Consider the following 17,522-nt stretch of genomic DNA (forward strand, 5'->3'; position numbering starts at 1 on the left):
TCAGCAGCAAAAGGCCCTTATCACCAAATCAGATTTATGTCTCCGGGTTTATTATTTTCTTTTGTCATTGCTTACTTTGTCATCCTGCTGATCGTGGCATGGTATACAGGCCGTAATTCGAACAATGACTCTTTCTTTATCGGCAACCGTAACAGTAACTGGATGCTGGTGGCCTTTGGTATGATTGGCACCTCTTTAAGCGGGGTTACCTTTGTAAGCGTACCTGGCGCTGTAGGGAAAGACGCTTTTTCCTATATGCAGATTACCCTTGGGTACTTTATTGGCTATGTCACCATCGCCTACGTATTGATTCCCTTGTATTACCGCTTGCAGCTCACCTCTATTTATAATTACCTGGATACCCGGTTCGGTACCAGGTCCTATAAAACCGGCGCCTCCTTTTTTATCCTGTCCCGCACCCTGGGCGCTACCGCAAGGTTATACCTGGTAGTACGCATCCTCCAGGATGCCATTCTTTCCAGCTTCGGAGTGCCTTTCTGGGTCACCACCCTGGTCATCCTGATCATGATCCTCCTGTATACGTATGAAGGAGGGGTAAAAACCATCGTTTACACGGACACCCTGCAAACCACCTGTATGCTGGCAGGTCTGGTCATTTGTGTAGGCTTTATCCTGCACACCATGGATCTCAGCCTGGGGCAGAGCCTAAGTGCCATGCATGAACGGGGGTTGACCACCATTTTCAATACGGATCCCGATAGCAAGTTATTTTTTATAAAACAGATACTGGCGGGCGCCTTCATCACCATTACGATGACCGGGCTTGACCAGGAGATGATGCAAAAAAATATCTCTGTAAAAACATTAAAGGATTCCAAGAAAAACATGGTATCACTGGCCTTTATCATGGTGATCGTGATCGGCCTGTTTCTCTTCCTGGGCGGCCTGCTTCACCTGTATGGCGCCCAGCAGCAGGTAACTGCTACGGGCGATAAGCTATTCCCCGAACTGGCCTTGCATCATATGCCGCCGGTGATTTCCGTGATCTTTATTATTGCCCTGATATCTGCACTGTTTCCCAGCGCCGATGGCGCTATGACAGCGCTCACCTCTTCCCTCTGCATCGATATACTGGACATGCAGCGGAGAAGCGACTGGCCGGAAGAAATGAAGAAGAAAGTGCGGCAGCGTATACACCTCCTGATGGCGTTCATTTTCTTATTGTTCGTGATGGTATTTGAGTGGGTGAATAACCAGAGTATGATTGGCGTGATCCTGAAAGTGGCTACTTATACTTATGGACCATTACTGGGATTATTTGCCTTTGGTATCCTGTCGAAACGTCAAGTAAATGACGCCCTCGTACCCCTGGTATGCGTGGCAGCACCTCTGCTGTGCTTAGTAGTAGATATTTACCAGTCCGTATTGTTCGGACATTTCCAGATAGGGCTGGAACTATTGATTATAAATGGTTTCTTTACGTTTATGGGCTTGTTGCTGATATCACGTAAAGCAGAAAGCTAAAAGCTGAAAGCAAAAAGCTATTGTGGAAAAGAATTTAGCGATTGTTTAAATTCGCTTTAATCAATCTCCACAATAGCTTTTTGCTTTCAGCTTTCAGCTTTCCGCTTTTTTAAACTTCCACGGTTTTATTCAGATGGTGCAACTCCAGCACCGTTGTTTTTCCATTATCACTTTCCCGGTACATCGGTACAAATTTCCGGTTGTATACAATTTCATCATAAGTGTAAGATGTACGCTGTATAACGGTATTGGCATATACATCGTTGAAGCCCCTTACGGTTACATATACTTCCACATCGGCTGTTTCCAGGTCATGTGACGTAAATCCCTGCAGGGGACTGTCTTCATCAATAGGATGCACTACTGTCCAGTTCATAGACAAGGTTTCTATATGTCGCCGTTCCAGGGGTAGCGTATAAAATTTATACACCGCATTTCCATTTTCCTGCACCTGCAAGCCCAGGGTAACCAGCACTTCTACATTAGTAAGCGTATGATTTTCCTTGTAGGAAGCGAAGCGGAACATAAGGGCGGTTTTATCCTGGAAAGGGGCAATTACTGCATTGTCGCTAAACAGCAGGTGTGCCCGGGGTTTCGAAAACCGGCCATAGATAAGACCCGTAGCCACCGCAAAGGACAGGAAGCCTGTCATAGCTTCAATAGCTGCCACCGTATTAGCTCCGTCACCCACCGGGTTTACCCGCCCATATCCTACCGTCGTGAAGGTTTCGGTACTGAAGAAATAAATTTCCTTAAAACGTTGCCACGGCGTTTTCCCGATGATTCCCTGGAAATCGTCGTAACCAATCCACCAGTAAATACCGGAATATAACAGGTTGATGGAAAAATAAAATAACAGGATCACGACTGCAAACTTCCAGGCAGGGACATTCAGCAGCGCATGGTAAATATTGAAACGGTGCATAAACGACCGGCCTTCCCGGCGTATGTTGAAGCTCCCATCACGGTTAATAAAGCGGCCACCGTAACCGTTGGCATTCACGCCAAAGCCGGTGTCGTTGTTTTGTCTTAAAAAAGGGTTAATTCTTTTCAGAAGCGCCATAAGATCAATAATTGTGATATAAAGCTAAGAAGAATATTGTTCTATAAGAAAGGTCATCTTCCCAACGGGAGATGACCTTTCAGCATTTTTACATTGATTTTAAAATCCCAGGTAAATGAGGACATCACCCTCATGAAAATCAGGTGGTATAAACTCCCTGGCACAAGTCATTAAAACCAAGGAACAGGCACATGTTTTTATGACCATCCTGAAATCGCTCTAACGATGTACCATAAAAAAGGGTTGGTTACACCGTAACCAACCCTACTATACCAAAAACAACTTATTTACACTCTCCATCCGGCGTACACACCTGTCCTGACAAGGTTTCCAGCTCTATTACCGGTTGTGTTTTCTTCCATTCATCAAAAGCCTGTCCCAGTGCCTGTGTAAAAGCATCTACCGGCTGTGCGCCGGATACCGCGTATTTACGGTCCAATACAAAGAAGGGTACTCCGCGGATGCCCAGTTGCTGCGCTTCATTTACATCATGATTCACTGCTGAGGCAAACTCGCCGGATGCCAGCGCTGCTGCTACTTCGGCTTTATCGAGACCGATGTCGGTGCCTATTTCCAGCAGGGTATCATGATTACTCATGTCTTTTCCTTCTGTGAAGTAGGCATAAAACAGGCGTTCTTCTGCCGCATCCCCTTTTCCGTGCTTTTTGGCCAGCTGGATGAGGCGATGCGCATCAAAAGAATTGGCTACCACGGCTTTGTCGAAGTTATAGGTGAGCCCTACTTCCCGGGCAGTGCCCGTCATTTGCTCATGAATGGCCACCGACCATTCGCGGGACTGTCCTTTTATTTCTGCCAGGTATTCATATATATCTTTGCCTGGCTGGGATTTGAGGTCGGGGTTCAGCTGGAAGCTCTTCCACTCCACTGTGACCTTGTCTTTACCGGGAAACTGTTCCAATGCCGCTTCAAATTTCCTTTTGCCGATATAGCAAAACGGACACATGATGTCGGACCATATTTCTACTTTCATTTTTATTTTTTTAGTGTTTGCTCCGCAAAGTTAAATACATTTGCTATCAAAAAGTAACCAGTTTCCAAAAGGTAAGTGCTTTACCGGGGGAAACCAAACCGATATAGATGAAGAGTACAGGATTGCTGGTGGATTGTGGCGCCCCGCCAACGGGCGACAGCCATACCGATTGTCATAAGGTGATCATGCCCGTAAGAGATGCGTTGGACGTGATCAGTGGAAAATGGAAGCTGCCCATTATCATTGCCGTTTCCCGGGGGCATAACCGTTTCCGGGACATTGAGCGCAGCATCCCTAAAATTACCTCGAAGGTGCTTTCCAAGGAGTTGAAAGACCTGGAAACGCATAAGCTTATCCGGCGGACGGTATATAATACGCAGCCGGTGCAGGTAGAATATACCCTCACCCCCTACGCCGCCACCCTGGAAAGCGTGATTGTAGCGCTGCAGCAGTGGGGATTGCAGCACCGGAAGAAGATACTGGGAAAATAACCTCGGCGCCTGGTGGCGCCGCTTTGGATTATATCTCTCCTATTTTCAATACAATTTTCCCTCTCCCACTTCCTCCATTTTTACTGTATTCCTGGGCGGCAGCAGCCTCAGACAGGGAATGAAATACCCGGCGTACATAAGGTTTTATCAGGCCCTTATCCAACAGCTCATGTACTGCTTTCATAGCGGCCAGGGTTTTAGTGCCTCCCCATATGGCTCTTACGCCGGCAGCTTCCGCCATGGCCGGATCGGGCATGTTGACGATGCTGATTAGCAACCCGCCGGGTTTCAGCACTTTCATAGACCGTGCGGTCACATCGCCACCCACGGTATCCAACACAATATCTACCGGGTCCATCTGCGTTTCAAAAGGCGCAGCTTTGTAATCGATCACCTCATTGGCGCCCAGCGTGGCCACAAAGTCGAGATTAGCCTCGCTGGCCGTAGCCAGCACATATGCCCCGGCATTATAGGCTAGTTGTACGGCAAAATGGCCTACGCCGCCAGCCCCGCCATGTACCAGGATACGCTGGCCCTTGGCCAGTCGCCCTACGTCGAACAAGGCGCCCCAGGCGGTTCTCGCGCCGGCCATGGTAGCAGCTTCCTCGAAAGAAACCGCAGGTGGCTTACGGAACAATACCTCAGTAGACACGGAGGCATAGGTCGTATAGGAGCCATCTATGGATCCATACACCTCATCGCCTGTTTTCAGGCCGTATACGCCTTCTCCCACAGCAGTAACAACGCCGGCCCCTTCTACACCCGGGATATAGGGCAGCGGATGCTGCATAAAGCCTTCTCTTACTTTCCAGTCGATAGGATTCACCCCGCTGACGACCACTTTTATCAACACCTCATCTTTGGCGGGAAGCGGCACCGGGATTTCCTCCAGCAGCAACTGTTCCGGCCCTCCATAGGTGTGTACGCGGATAGCGGGTATGTGGAGGTTCTTCATAGCTTTTTTTTGCTAAGATACACCTTGCAGCCTGCCCAAAGTGGAAACCACCGGTCATAAAATTGAAAAAACTTACCTTTGCCGTTCATAATTATAGCTGTATCATGACTTTTGGTGATTTAAATCTTAACACCCCCTTATTAAACGCATTGGATGAACTGGGCCTAAGCAAGCCTACTACTATACAACAACGCGCATTTTCCGTGATCATGTCCGGTAAGGATGTATGCGGCATTGCACAAACAGGTACCGGTAAAACTTTTGCTTACCTGCTGCCCACGCTCCGGATGTTCAAGTTTTCAAAAGAAAAGCACCCCACTGTGCTGATCATGGTGCCTACCCGTGAGCTGGTACAGCAGGTGGTAGAATCGGTAAGGAGATTAACTCCCTACATGAGTGTATCGGTGCTGGGCGTATATGGCGGCGTGAACATGAACCCACAGATGGAAGCCGTAAAAGATAAACTGGATATCCTGGTGGCCACACCCGGACGCCTATACGATATCATTCTCAGCGGCGCTCTTAAAGTTAAATCCATCAAACGCCTGATCATCGACGAGGTAGATGAAATGCTGAACCTGGGCTTCCGTACACAGCTAACCAATATTATGGACCTGCTGCCACCAAAAAGACAGAACCTGATGTTTTCCGCCACAATTACGGAAGACGTGGAGAAAATGATTAACACACACTTCAATGATCCTGTTAGAATAGAAGCGGCTCCTACCGGCACTCCCCTGGAAAACATCGACCAGATCGTATATAAAGTTCCTAACTTTTATACCAAGGTAAACCTGCTGGAACTGTTGATCACCGATGATACCAGCATGACCAAAACCCTCATCTTCGTGGGAACGAAACAGCTGGCGGATGACCTGTACGAACAATTGATCAAAGAATTCCCCGACAAGGTGGGTATCATTCACTCCAATAAAGAACAGAACCATCGTTTTAATACGGTGCGTAAGTTCCAGTCGGGCGAAACCCGCTTCCTCATTGCTACCGATATCGTAGCCCGTGGATTGGATATTGCCGAAGTAACGCATGTAATCAACTTCGATACGCCGGAAGTACCGGAAAACTATATTCATCGTATAGGCAGAACCGGTAGAGCAGACAAAAAAGGGATTGCCATCCTGCTTACCAAAGATGCAGAAAGGGAAAACCTCGAACGCATAGAAAGCCTGATGAACTACGCCGTCCCGGAACAGGCGTTACCAGCCGATCTTACTATTTCAGATATATTAACGGAAGATGAAAAACCGAAGGTGTTCATGCGTAATACGCTGGTGAAAGCACCCAAACGGGAAGACGTGGGACCTGCCTTCCACCAGAAGCTGGCAAAAAATATGAAGACCAACAAGAAAGTATCACATAAAGATAAGATGATGCTGAAATACGGTAAGCCGAAGAAGCGGACACCGAAGAAGAAATAAAATAGTACGAGCTTAGCATAAAAAAATCCACCGCAGCTGGCGGTGGATTTTTTTATGCTAAGCTTTTATTGTTTGGGGGCCAAAACGCCGGGCCTGCACCAGGTCGTATTCTTTCACATAGTCCGGATGCTCCGTGCCCATAATCCGGTCCCATACCCGGAAATATAACCCGTAATTACCCTTGAATTTTTTGTGATGCAGGTTGTGATGCACAGAGGTATTCAGTACCTCAAACCACCAGGTGTAGCGGAAGTTTTCCGGCATTAGCTCATATCCGAGGTGACCATATACATTGATGATAAAACCGGAAATGGTAAACAGTAGTACGGTCAAGGGATGCATGGGCATAACACTGACGATTAACACTAATATCCCTCCTTCTGCCACCGCTTCCAGCACATGAAAACTATAGGACGTCCATGGAGAGGGGTTGGTACTTTCATGGTGCACCAGGTGTGTGCGTTTAAACAATTGCCTGTGGTGCAACAACCGGTGCATCCAATAAAAATAGGTATCATGTAAAATGAGACTGGCTACCAGGCTCACGCCTATATACCATAGCGGGAAATCATTGAGGTGATCGTAAACGAGCGTAAATTTCCTCACTGGTGTAAAGAGTAATATCACGGTGATGATAGTGAATACCAGGGTACTTTGCATGGAATACCAGATTTCACGCAGGAAATCCTTTTTGGTGGCCTGCTTCAACTGGATCTTAAACCGGTTGAACCTCGCGGGCATCAACAAATAAAATAGCGTAAAAGGAATGCCCGCCAGTAAAAAGTACCGAAGGGCCGACATGCTGAAAACCTTAATGCCTGCTTCAATAATTGATTTCATCGCCTTGTGTATTTATCTCCAAAAATAACGCAAGGCAGTGGCAGCAGTGGTTTACAAAAGTTAATTTCCGGCGATAACAAAAGTTAATTTCCTATTTTCCCTTCTCCAGCATACGCTTACGGATACGGCTCAACGAAACCGGCGTAATGCCCAGCATAGAGGCGATATACTTGTCGGGTACCCTGTTCACCACATCGAAGCGTTCGGCCAGCAGGTTGCGGTAGCGTTCTTCCGGGGAGAGGGTTACAAACGCCTCCATTATAGCCAGGGATTCAGACAGCATGCGCAGCAGGAAGAAATTGCGCAGCGGTTCGAACCGGGGATGTACTTTCATGACCTCTTCCAGTATGTCGTAGTCAATTTCCAGCAGTGTTACGTCTTCCAGGGCCCGGTATACAAAGCGTGACGGCTTCCGGTGTATGATCGTATCATGGGAAGCGATGAACTGCTTTTCCCAACGCAAAAACAACGTGGCCTCATCGCCATTTTGCTTCAGCGTATAGGCGCGCATAATCCCCTTTTCAATATAGGCCAGCCGCCGGTCCTTATCTCCCTCCCGGATATACGTTTCATTCGCATGCAGCTTTACCTGCCGGGTAACGGCAAATAAAGGAGAGGAATCTGCCGGCAATACCCCCGACAGCTCAAATAGTAATTGCTGTAAACTACTGATCGATACACTCATGTTGTTCCATACCTGTAAGGCAAGCCGCTAATGTAAGTTTTATTATTCATTCTAAAGCGCCCCAGGCACGGAGTAAAACAGGGTAACCCCTGTTTTACTCACCGTAATATCTCCTTTTTCATATACCGGGCGCTCTTCGCCACGCAGCTCAATGCATCCGGTACATAGTTATTGCCCTGTTCCACGAAAATGCGTTTCAGTCCTGATAACTTCGCATCCGGCAAAATCTCTTTAAAGTCGATGCTGCCATCACCTACTACCGTATGCAGGTCCGGGTCCTTTTTATCCATGTCTTTGATATGCCAGACGGCAAAGCGTCCGGGCTGACTGGCAAAGAGCTGATGAGGTTTTTGTCCCGAACGTATGGACCAATATAGATCCAGTTCCAGTTTTACCAGCGAAGGATCTGTTTCCCGCAGGATGATATCGTAGCCCATTTCGCCATTCATGTTTACAAATTCGAAATTGTGGTTATGATACAACAGCTGCAGGTTAGCTTTTTTCACCTGCTCCCCTATTTCATTGAGCGTAGCTGCCAGCAACCTGAACTTTTCTGGATTGCGAAGCTGCGGATCCAGCCAGGGCCATACGATATAGTCCTGTTGCAGGATATGCGCCCCTTTGATACAGTCGTCTACATACCTGGTACGTTCCTCTTTCCCGACGCCGTTGATCAGGAATTTATCAATGTCGTAATGCCCGCTGGAAGAGGTGAGCTGGTGATCATCCAATAGCTGCTTGAAATCTTTCGGCGCCATTCCCCAGTAGAACTGGTTGTTGCCGTGATTAAAACCGTAAGTTTCCACTTCCCGGTAGCCAAAGGAAGCCACCTGCTGCAGGGTACCTTTGGGATCTTTCTTCATTTCGTTGTTAAGGGAATATAGCTGTAATCCCAGTTTGTAGTTGAACGGGGCTGCAGCGGCCCATGCGGGGCTAAGCCAGGCTGCGGTAGTGATAATACCTGCCTGCTTGAGGAAATGTCGTCTGTTACTCATACGAAGGAATTTTAAATCAGGGGATAAAAATAAAAGACGTTGACGCCGCATCCTTGTAAAAATGCGAACATGATTTATCTTACAAGCCGAAAGCTCCACGTTATGTTTCATTACAGGGAATACCCAGCCGATGCTGCGTTGTCTGTTTATATAAAAAAATTCTGGGTACTTGATAACTCCCAGCAGACGACCGCTATGAGCAATAAAAGTATTCTTCCCAATGGCTGCGCCAACCTGGCCTTTATTTCGGGGGAAGGTATCTCGATAAAAACAAAACAAGAAGAAATATACCTGTCAGCCGGTATTTACCTGGTGGGACAATTGCGTTCCAGTATACAGGTCAGTATCCGGCCTTATACGAAGATTACCCTGGTGCAGCTATATCCATGGACAGCCGGGCAGCTGCTGGCCACTTCCCTGGAGGATACTGCCGGTAATTTTATTCCCCTGGGAGATATCGACGCGCTGTTGTACCGGCAGCTACAGCAAATGCCACTGGATGATGAAGCACAAATCGTGGCTTTTTTCGAAGGGGCGTTGCTCCGGATCCTGGGGAATGCAGGCCGGAAAGATATATTACAACCTGCCTGCCGGCTGATACGCGCGTATCGCGGAAACCTGGGGATACATGCTTTAGGGGTGCAACTGGGATGTTCTACCCGTTACCTGGAAAAGCAGTTCAGACGCAGCCTGGGGATTACCCCAAAGGATTATGCCGGCATTATCCGCGTGCGCAGCCTGGTGGATGCGTTGTCGCATTTGCCCGATCCCGCCCGTATGACGCAATTGGCGCTGGAGTATGGTTTTTATGACCAGGCACATTTTATCAAAACATTTGGTACTATTGTACAAATGGCACCTGGCAAATTCCAATTGAACGATTTCCTGTTGCAAAATGCTGGAGAGGGGTATTAGATTCACCTGAATAACAAATCATTAACAAATCAGGGGCAAAAATAGAAATCCGTGTCATTGATTGAACCGAATATACCATTAGGCATGTTAATGCATTGTTACCAAAGCAGTTGTCTTCTGGGGAACCTACCACCGTTGTTACCATTATCAACTAAATCCCATCATGAGTGCATCTATCAACGATAATGATGAATTGCTTGCACAACTGAAGACGGGCAGTCTTGAAGCTTTTCAGCACTTTTATACTACCTACCGGCATTGGCTGTACGTAGCGGCCTACTCTATCATAAAAAATGAGGCAGAAGCACAGGAACTGGTACAGGACCTGTTTGTCGACTTCTGGCAGAAAGGGCTGGGGATGCGGATTGACCTGAATACCACCAGCTCATTGAGGAATTTTTTATTTGTCAGCATCCGGAACCGCTGCCTGAATAAGATTGCCAAAGATGCTACCAGGAAAAGGAGATTAAAAGACATTTTTCTTTCAGATACTTACACACTTCCGTCCAACGGTTTGGAGAACAATGAATTGCGGGAGCAGCTGGAATCAGCCATCAGTCGCCTGCCGGAACGCCAGTCCATGGCGTTCCGGCTCGCCTACCAGGAGCATAAAACCCGCAAGGAAATAGCCGCGGAGATGGCCACCAGTGAAGAAACAGTGAAAAAACAAGTCGCCAATGCGCTGAAAACGTTACGGGCTTCTTTAAAAAAAATCCTCTTTTTTTAATACCCCGTGCCATTTAAAAATCGGTTAATAGTGTACATGAACAGCGCAGAAGAAATATACAAGTTAATGACAGAGAAGATTGCGGGCCTTATTTCCGCAACAGATGATCAATGGTTGGAGGATTTGATCGAATCCGATCCGGAAGTACGCGAAAAATGGATGCAGCTTTCCGCTATCCAGGTGCCGCCTCCCCCCGATCCCTGGATAGAAATCATTGATTTCAAGCCCAGAAGGTCCATCTATCGCAAGATGCTGCCCTGGGCCGCCGCCGCAGCTGTATTGGCGCTGGTGTCGCTGACTGCGTGGAAATGGAACTTCCTGTTTCCCCCCAAACCCGCTCCCGTCGCTAAAATAAATACAGACGTATTATTACAGGTAGCCGGACAGCCTACTATCAACCTCAGCCAGTCATCCGGCGCCGTCACTATTGGTGGCCATTCCATTCCGAATAAAAATAACACATTGTTCCTCAACGCTGCCGACCAGCTCCCGGAAGGAATGAATACGCTGATCGTTCCCCCGGGGAAAAGCTATGAGGTAGCACTACCCGATGGTTCGGTAGTGAACCTGAATGCCTCCACCCGCATGGATTTTAGCTTTGCCACAACAGGACCCGGCCGGGAAATTACCCTCAACGGCGAGGCTTATCTCAAAATAGCGCGACAACCCAACCGTCCTTTCCTGGTACACCTGCCCAACAGCACGGTAGAAGTACTGGGTACCAGCTTTAATATCAATAGTTATGACAGCAGCATGGTAAAGGTATCACTGGTAGACGGGAAAGTGAGAATGAAAGCCGGCAAAAAAACCGTGACGATGAAACCCGGTCAGCAAGCCATTTTCAACAAGCAGGCAGCCACGCTTGATACGCAACCGTTTAATGCCACCGTAGAATTGAGCTGGCAAAAAGGATTGTATTGTTTTTCAAACACGCACCTCGACGAAATTTGCCAGTCCGTTTTCCGCTGGTATGGCGTAAAAGCGGTGTTGGACAAACCCGAACTGGCGTCGCGGACATTTACCGGTCTGCTGGACAAGAGTACTTCCATGAGCTTTTTCCTGGAAGGTATCAAAGCCACCACCGGCACCGATTACTATTTTACAGCAGACAGCACCCTACACTTTAAATAACCGAAAATCTCAAAATCTATCAACCATTCCACATGCAACAATCTGCAACCAAAGAACTGAGGATCGTCCGTGGCGATACCAGGTATACCACTTATGAACATATACCCAGCTATGTACATCCCCTATTGGTTCCCAATGCTAAATGCTTTACCGATGTTGACGAGAATGGTATGGTGATCGACCAGCAGATCCTGGAATCGGAGGACTGGGCCATCTACTATCATTTTATTCACCTGGCAGAAGGGGTACACCTGGATACGGTACTTCCGTTCGACTATGCGCTCCCGGCCCACGTATCGGGGTTTACTGAAAATAATCCCGCCATGCCCATGCGTATGCGGCTCAGGAAAAAAACAGTGAAAGCTGTGGAAGGTGCTCCTGAAGTGCCGGCCGATGAAAAAGAATTTATCCTCAGCTTCCATGTAAACTTTAATCGCTACTCCCTCAAAAAAATGTCGTCGCTATTCCCTGCATTTAAAATCATCGACGCCATAGGCCTGGAAGAAACCCGGAAACCGTCGCATAACCGGCCATTCCAGCTAAATCTTGTCAGTTACGGCGTGATGCAGCGGATTTGCAACTGCAAGTATATTGGAAAGGCTTCCGATATTTTCCTTGAGCGGAATGCACTCGATTTTTATCTCACCTATCTTCATTTTCTTCAAAACAGGCCGCCCATTATGTTCGAAGAAAGCTATCAGCAGCAGTTAACAGAGATCGCCACCTTTATACAGCAGCATCCGCTGGAAGCTGTCAGTAAAGAAGCTCTTTGCCAACGCTTTAAGGTAGTGCCCGAGTTCCTGGAAGCGCCATTTGAACAACAATTCCTGGCTACCGTGGAACAACTGATTGAACAGGAGAAAATGGCCTGCCTCTTTAAAATGATTGCGGAAACTGATCATTCACTGACGCATATTGCCGCTATCAGTCAATACAATAACCGGGAAGAAATGGTACAGGCCTTTGGAAAATATTACCGCTGTGTCGTTGCTGATCTGCGGATGGCACAATAACACTTTCTGTGGTCACCCGGCAGTGGCCGATGCTGCTGCTGAGTGCCGTCACTTATTTCTCCATATCCGGCAATGCCTTCAATAGCTCTTGTATGAATAAATCGGCCGCCTTTTTCCGGTACGTACCTTTCTGCCAGATGATATAGGCGCGGCGTTGCAGTTCCCGGCCTTCAATAGGGATGGCCACCAGGTTTTTCCAACCCAGCAGGGCCCGCTCATTCAGCAAAGTGGCCCAATGCCCCTTTTCTACCAGCGATAGTATGGAATGCACGTCGTTCATTTCAATACGCACTGCCGGCTGGATATTATTCTTTTGCAATACCTCGTCCAGCGAATCCCGGGCGCTAAAGCCACGGGACGGAAAAATGAGGTCCATCCCTGTGAGCCGCTGCAGTGGTATCTTTTTCAGAGAGGCCAGCTTATTCTTGCGCGAAACTGCCACCACCATTTTGGAGCGAAACAGCTCCAGCATTTCCAGGTCTTTATTAAAGGTCTCCTGGTGAAAAGCCAACACCAGGTCCAGTTCTGATGCTCTCAGCTTAGCTTCCAGCAATTGAGTGGTGCCATACTCTACATACATGCGGATACCTGGATACTGTACCGGGAAACTAGCCAGGGCAGGCAACAGGAAGGAGGTAAAGGCATAGGTAACGCCTATACGTAAATCGCCGCTCAGCAGCTGCTGCAAGTCCTGTATCGCCTGTTTACCTTTTTCTACCTCCAGCAGTATTTGCCGGGCATGCAAGAGGAATACGCTGCCTGCTTCGGTAAGACTAACATGCTTGCCTATACGATCAAATAGCAGTATACCCAGTTCATTTTCCAGTTGACGGATTTGCTGCGACAAAGTCGATTGCGTGATGTACAGGGCGCCCGCAGCTTCTGTGAAATGGGACAGCTCCGCCGCTTTTACAAAATAATTCAGTTGCCTTAATTCCATACATCAATCGGTTTTATCAATCAATATCATTAAAACAATCTATTTAGCAAATATATTCAACTTCCCGAAATTTGCACCAGGTTATATGATTAACGACTTAAATAGTGTGGAATAATGGATGCTTTTCGTGCTTTAAAATCCCGGAATTTCCGGCTCTTCTTCTACGGACAATCAATCTCCCTTATAGGTACCTGGATGCAAAAAACGGCGGTATGCTGGCTGGTATACCGGCTCACCAACTCGCCGGTATTGCTGGGTGTTGTAAGCTTTGTAAGCCTGATCCCCTCCCTGTTTTTATCACCTTATGCCGGCAGTTACATCGACCGGCATAACCGTTACCGCGTATTGGTCATTACCCAGGTGATTTCCATGTTGCAGGCGGGCGCGCTGGCAGGCATCATCTTACTCAAATATTATAATATCCCCGGCATCATTTTCCTGTCGCTCGTACAGGGCATTATCAATGCATTTGATGTAACCTGCCGTCAATCGCTGATGGTAGAAATGGTGGAGCAGCGGGAAGACCTGCCCAACGCTATTGCGCTCAATTCCACCATGGCTAACTTTGCCCGCATTGCCGGCCCGGCGCTGGCAGGTATTATACTCAGCACCTTCGGGGAGGATTTCTGTTTTCTCAGCAACTTCCTCAGTTATGTACCGGTATTGATTTCCCTGTGGATGATGAAAATCACCCTGCCGGTCATTGTAAAATCCGACCGGAGTATATGGGCCGAACTACGGGAAGGATTCGATTATATTGCAGGCGATAAAGACTTATCCTCGTTATTGCTGATGCTTTGTGCCAGCAGCCTGCTGGTCATTCCCTTCAATACCCTGATGCCGGTATTTGCCAAAGATATTTTTAATGGAGATGCAAAAACTTTCAGTTGGTTTGAGAGTGCTGCGGGACTGGGTTCCATCGCTTCTGCTATTTACATGGCCAAACTGAAGCCTAATAAAGATCTTATAAAGATCCTGATCACCGCCAGCCTGATCTTTTCGCTGAGCGTGCTGCTGCTGGCCTTTTCCGGCTGGCTGCCGCTAGCGCTCCTCTTCATGGCGCTTTCGGGTGTGGGTATGATGGCACAAACAGCCAGTATCAATACTTACATACAAACCCACGCCATTCCTGCCATGCGCGCCAGGGCTATCAGCTATTATATCATGGCCTTCCAGGGTATTATCCCGGTAGGAAGTTTATTAACAGGGTTATTGTCCCACCTGATTGGTCCCCGGTTGACCGTATTTGTAGCGGGTTTGGCGGGCGCTGTGGCGACCGTGGTATTTGTTAACTACCGTAAAAAAATCAGCACCACCGTGTACCGGGTACAAGATGGTGCTGGTATAACAACGCCTTCATTAAAACTTAAATGACAGGCTGCCGGTAACACTCCTGAGTTTCTGCGGATTTACGGTGGTATAACCAATCCAATAATGTTGATTAGTGAGATTATCCATTTTCAACGCTACCCGGAAACGGGGCTGATCATAAAATACGCTGGCATTTAATACCGTGTAGGCCGGCAGGATAAAAGTGCCTACCGTTCTATCATTCAGCACCTTATTATCGCTGGCATAGTTGCCGCCAAAACCCGCTCCCAGCCCTTTCGCGGCGCCGGCAGACAAGCGGTAACTGATCCAAAGGTTGGCCACCGTGGGCGCTCCTGCAGTACCAGGACGAAGTCCTTCTACCTCCTTCGCAGCGGCTTCGTATTTCGCGTCATTATAGGCAAATCCAGCCACGATATTTAGTCCCTGTAAAGGATTGGCAATTACTTCTGCCTCTATCCCTTTACTCACCTGGGTACCATCCTGTACGGAGAAATTAGGATTGCCCAGATCCGGGCGCAGTACATCTTTCACCTTGATATAGTAATAGCTGATCGTACTGTTGATCCGTCCATTCAACCACTGCAATTTCACACCACCTTCCAGCTGGTTGGCCTGTTCCGGTTTAAATGGCTTACCATTGGCAGCATTGCCCACCTGGTTGGTGAATCCATTCTGATAGTTACCGAACAGGGACAGCCGGTCTTTCAGCGGCTCGTATACGATCCCGAATTTGGGAGAGAAAGAAGTCTGGTTATAACTTCCCTCATAAATACCTTTTACTTCATTATAGCTGCCTTTATTATCAAAGTAGTCGATACGCAGGGCGGCCAATACCATCAGGTTATCGGTGATATTGAGCAGGTCCGAGGCGTAGGCACTGTACGTATTGCTGATGGTGCGCACAGGGAAAGTAAACGACAATCCATGCCGGGCATACAGGGTATCCAGGTTGCGGCGGTTGAAGTTACCATAAGCGGGAATATCGCCATGGGAAGGGATTGTATCGTAAGTATTGCCGCCAAAGAACTGGTTGGAATGATGATGGAAATAATCCAATCCGCCTACAAAGCGATTTCGCAGGCTACCGATGTGGAAGTCGCCATTGAAGTTATGTTGTATCTCCACAATTGCATCCCGGCTATTGTCGGTAAACTGGTCATTACGGGAGATATAGTTACTGCCCGTTGCTCCCGCTACCCCGGTAGCTGCAGCATCGGACAAGAGATAAAAGTAAGGCGATGGGCCATCGGAAAAACTGTTGGTGGAGCTGATATTGGTGCTCATGTTCCATTGATCCGAAATTTTATATTTCATGAGCCCGAATATATTGGTGTTGCGGGCTGTCTGAAACAAGTTACTGTTGGCGTAAGAGCGTTTGTAATCGATCTTCAGCTGGTCAGCACGATCCGTTCCCAGCGCGGATACCGGCTGCATATACGGGAAGAAAAACACCCCCAGGCCCGTATTTTGCCCGGTGGAAAATTCGGCATCAAATAAGAAAGATAAGCGGTCGTTGACGCGGTAAGACAGGCTGGGCGCCAGCGCCAGGTTCTTAGAAAAGCCGTAGTCCTGCCAGCTGCCTTCATAATTATAGGCGGCATTTAAGCGGAACAGCACATCTTTTTCTTTGTCCAGCGGCGTATTGATATCAGCGCTGATGCGGTTAAAGCCGTAGCTGCCCATGGAATAGGTAACATCGCCGCCGAAACGGTCATAGGGCTTTTTAGTGACGCGGTTAATCAACCCGCCGTAAGAGGTAAGCGCATTGCCAAACAGCGTTGCAGATGGGCCTTTGATCACTTCCACCTGTTCCAGGTTATAGGCATCGATCCGGGCGGTCACATTTCCCGCGAGACCGTTGCGCAGTTTACTTTGCACAATAAATCCACGGAGGTTATAATAAGCGCCACCATCTCCGCCCCTGCCGGTAGCATCCCACATGCGGGTGAGGCCGGGTGCATTCTTCAGGGCATCATCTACCGAAAAAACTACCTGTTGCTGCAACAGATCTTTCGTAATGGTGCTGTACACTTGTGGGTTTTCAATATTCTTCAGCGGCATTTTAGCGACATCTTCACTGAAAGTACGCACCAGTTTATTGTGATTACCGGTGACCACCACTTCCCTCAGCGCCTTGCTGGATACGGCCAACTGAATCCGGATATGGGTGGCTTTACCGGCATTGACTACTACCGTTTCTTCAATGGGCTGATATCCCATGAGGGTAACGCTCAAATGATAATTACCCGGTTTGAGATGCTCGAATATAAAAGTGCCGTCTGCTTCTGACACAACGGCCTCGTTGGTTTCTATGATACGGATAACTACATCTGTGGCGGATTTTCCATCTACGGTCACCACTTTCCCTTTAACGGATCCACCGTGCTCGTCTTCGGCGAGGAGGAATTTAGGAATGGAAAGGAGTACTACCCATATTATTAAGAAGCCGGTCTGCTTAATCATATATTGCTTTTTTTTCGCAAGATATAACCAGGCAGACCGGCGCCTTTATCGTATCGGGAA

At 47.9% G+C, this 17,522-nt stretch carries 16 protein-coding genes; 8 read left to right on the top strand and 8 right to left on the bottom strand.

Features of this window, described 5'->3' with window-relative positions:
- Positions 1-36: 36 nt before the first annotated feature.
- The gene (locus HGH91_RS04480; protein WP_168737228.1) at positions 37-1,485 is read left to right on the top strand and encodes a sodium:solute symporter; all 1,449 of its coding nucleotides are present in this window, start codon (positions 37-39) and stop codon (positions 1,483-1,485) included.
- 109 nt (positions 1,486-1,594) lie between these two features.
- On the opposite strand, the gene HGH91_RS04485 is transcribed toward HGH91_RS04480, so the two are convergent.
- Entirely contained in the window at positions 1,595-2,548 is a 954-nt protein-coding gene (locus tag HGH91_RS04485) for an ion channel (protein WP_168737229.1), read from the bottom strand.
- A 283-nt stretch (positions 2,549-2,831) separates the two neighbouring features.
- Positions 2,832-3,539, bottom strand: a complete 708-nt coding sequence (locus HGH91_RS04490) for a DsbA family oxidoreductase (RefSeq protein ID WP_168737230.1) — start codon at positions 3,537-3,539, stop codon at positions 2,832-2,834.
- 107 nt (positions 3,540-3,646) lie between these two features.
- On the opposite strand from HGH91_RS04490, the gene HGH91_RS04495 reads away from it, so the two are divergent.
- Positions 3,647-4,030, top strand: coding sequence for a winged helix-turn-helix transcriptional regulator (locus HGH91_RS04495; RefSeq protein WP_168737231.1), 384 nt, complete (start codon positions 3,647-3,649; stop codon positions 4,028-4,030).
- A gap of 28 nt (positions 4,031-4,058) precedes the next feature.
- Here HGH91_RS04495 and HGH91_RS04500 read toward each other — a convergent pair whose 3' ends face one another.
- Positions 4,059-4,985: an NADP-dependent oxidoreductase gene (locus tag HGH91_RS04500; RefSeq protein ID WP_168737232.1), complete on the bottom strand. Its 927-nt coding sequence runs from the start codon at positions 4,983-4,985 to the stop codon at positions 4,059-4,061.
- A 104-nt stretch (positions 4,986-5,089) separates the two neighbouring features.
- On the opposite strand from HGH91_RS04500, the gene HGH91_RS04505 reads away from it, so the two are divergent.
- On the top strand, positions 5,090-6,421 hold the full coding sequence (locus HGH91_RS04505) for a DEAD/DEAH box helicase (protein ID WP_168737233.1): 1,332 nt from the start codon (positions 5,090-5,092) through the stop codon (positions 6,419-6,421).
- Between the two features lie 57 nt (positions 6,422-6,478).
- Here HGH91_RS04505 and HGH91_RS04510 read toward each other — a convergent pair whose 3' ends face one another.
- The 3 genes from HGH91_RS04510 to HGH91_RS04520 form a co-directional block, all read right to left on the bottom strand.
- Positions 6,479-7,261, bottom strand: coding sequence for a sterol desaturase family protein (locus HGH91_RS04510; RefSeq protein ID WP_168737234.1), 783 nt, complete (start codon positions 7,259-7,261; stop codon positions 6,479-6,481).
- Positions 7,262-7,352: 91 nt separating this feature from the next.
- A complete protein-coding gene (locus tag HGH91_RS04515; protein ID WP_168737235.1) occupies positions 7,353-7,946 on the bottom strand; it encodes a Crp/Fnr family transcriptional regulator in 594 nt (197 codons plus the stop codon).
- A gap of 98 nt (positions 7,947-8,044) precedes the next feature.
- Positions 8,045-8,941, bottom strand: coding sequence for a sugar phosphate isomerase/epimerase family protein (locus tag HGH91_RS04520; protein WP_168737236.1), 897 nt, complete (start codon positions 8,939-8,941; stop codon positions 8,045-8,047).
- Positions 8,942-9,043: 102 nt separating this feature from the next.
- Here HGH91_RS04520 and HGH91_RS04525 point away from each other — a divergent pair, with 102 nt between their 5' ends.
- The 4 genes from HGH91_RS04525 (at position 9,044) to HGH91_RS04540 (ending at position 12,727) form a co-directional block, all read left to right on the top strand.
- A complete protein-coding gene (locus HGH91_RS04525) occupies positions 9,044-9,856 on the top strand; it encodes a helix-turn-helix domain-containing protein (protein WP_168737237.1) in 813 nt (270 codons plus the stop codon).
- 163 nt (positions 9,857-10,019) lie between these two features.
- Entirely contained in the window at positions 10,020-10,583 is a 564-nt protein-coding gene (locus tag HGH91_RS04530; RefSeq protein WP_168737238.1) for an RNA polymerase sigma factor, read from the top strand.
- A 36-nt stretch (positions 10,584-10,619) separates the two neighbouring features.
- Positions 10,620-11,714, top strand: a complete 1,095-nt coding sequence (locus HGH91_RS04535; RefSeq protein ID WP_168737239.1) for a FecR family protein — start codon at positions 10,620-10,622, stop codon at positions 11,712-11,714.
- A 32-nt stretch (positions 11,715-11,746) separates the two neighbouring features.
- Entirely contained in the window at positions 11,747-12,727 is a 981-nt protein-coding gene (locus tag HGH91_RS04540) for a helix-turn-helix transcriptional regulator (protein WP_168737240.1), read from the top strand.
- Positions 12,728-12,779: 52 nt separating this feature from the next.
- Here HGH91_RS04540 and HGH91_RS04545 read toward each other — a convergent pair whose 3' ends face one another.
- Positions 12,780-13,667: a LysR substrate-binding domain-containing protein gene (locus HGH91_RS04545; RefSeq protein ID WP_168737241.1), complete on the bottom strand. Its 888-nt coding sequence runs from the start codon at positions 13,665-13,667 to the stop codon at positions 12,780-12,782.
- A 114-nt stretch (positions 13,668-13,781) separates the two neighbouring features.
- Between HGH91_RS04545 and HGH91_RS04550 the strand changes: the two genes are divergently transcribed.
- A complete protein-coding gene (locus HGH91_RS04550; RefSeq protein WP_168737242.1) occupies positions 13,782-15,041 on the top strand; it encodes an MFS transporter in 1,260 nt (419 codons plus the stop codon).
- Here HGH91_RS04550 and HGH91_RS04555 read toward each other — a convergent pair.
- Positions 15,027-17,462, bottom strand: coding sequence for a TonB-dependent receptor (locus HGH91_RS04555; protein WP_168737243.1), 2,436 nt, complete (start codon positions 17,460-17,462; stop codon positions 15,027-15,029). The genes HGH91_RS04550 and HGH91_RS04555 overlap by 15 nt on opposite strands.
- Positions 17,463-17,522: the final 60 nt, after the last annotated feature.

This window comes from Chitinophaga eiseniae, from assembly GCF_012641265.1.
Lineage (GTDB): Bacteria > Bacteroidota > Bacteroidia > Chitinophagales > Chitinophagaceae > Chitinophaga > Chitinophaga eiseniae_A.

What these genes read in the sequence shown, in the direction of transcription:
- HGH91_RS04500 (WP_168737232.1), bottom strand. Translation starts at nt 4,985, where the DNA reads ATGAAGAACCTCCACATACCCGCTATCCGCGTACACACCTATGGAGGG.
- HGH91_RS04510 (WP_168737234.1), bottom strand. Translation starts at nt 7,261, where the DNA reads ATGAAATCAATTATTGAAGCAGGCATTAAGGTTTTCAGCATGTCGGCC.
- HGH91_RS04555 (WP_168737243.1), bottom strand. Translation starts at nt 17,462, where the DNA reads ATGATTAAGCAGACCGGCTTCTTAATAATATGGGTAGTACTCCTTTCC.
- HGH91_RS04515 (WP_168737235.1), bottom strand. Translation starts at nt 7,946, where the DNA reads ATGAGTGTATCGATCAGTAGTTTACAGCAATTACTATTTGAGCTGTCG.
- HGH91_RS04495 (WP_168737231.1), top strand. Translation starts at nt 3,647, where the DNA reads ATGAAGAGTACAGGATTGCTGGTGGATTGTGGCGCCCCGCCAACGGGC.
- HGH91_RS04535 (WP_168737239.1), top strand. Translation starts at nt 10,620, where the DNA reads ATGAACAGCGCAGAAGAAATATACAAGTTAATGACAGAGAAGATTGCG.
- HGH91_RS04525 (WP_168737237.1), top strand. Translation starts at nt 9,044, where the DNA reads ATGTTTCATTACAGGGAATACCCAGCCGATGCTGCGTTGTCTGTTTAT.
- HGH91_RS04520 (WP_168737236.1), bottom strand. Translation starts at nt 8,941, where the DNA reads ATGAGTAACAGACGACATTTCCTCAAGCAGGCAGGTATTATCACTACC.
- HGH91_RS04540 (WP_168737240.1), top strand. Translation starts at nt 11,747, where the DNA reads ATGCAACAATCTGCAACCAAAGAACTGAGGATCGTCCGTGGCGATACC.
- HGH91_RS04550 (WP_168737242.1), top strand. Translation starts at nt 13,782, where the DNA reads ATGGATGCTTTTCGTGCTTTAAAATCCCGGAATTTCCGGCTCTTCTTC.
- HGH91_RS04505 (WP_168737233.1), top strand. Translation starts at nt 5,090, where the DNA reads ATGACTTTTGGTGATTTAAATCTTAACACCCCCTTATTAAACGCATTG.
- HGH91_RS04490 (WP_168737230.1), bottom strand. Translation starts at nt 3,539, where the DNA reads ATGAAAGTAGAAATATGGTCCGACATCATGTGTCCGTTTTGCTATATC.
- HGH91_RS04485 (WP_168737229.1), bottom strand. Translation starts at nt 2,548, where the DNA reads ATGGCGCTTCTGAAAAGAATTAACCCTTTTTTAAGACAAAACAACGAC.
- HGH91_RS04530 (WP_168737238.1), top strand. Translation starts at nt 10,020, where the DNA reads ATGAGTGCATCTATCAACGATAATGATGAATTGCTTGCACAACTGAAG.
- HGH91_RS04545 (WP_168737241.1), bottom strand. Translation starts at nt 13,667, where the DNA reads ATGGAATTAAGGCAACTGAATTATTTTGTAAAAGCGGCGGAGCTGTCC.
- HGH91_RS04480 (WP_168737228.1), top strand. Translation starts at nt 37, where the DNA reads ATGTCTCCGGGTTTATTATTTTCTTTTGTCATTGCTTACTTTGTCATC.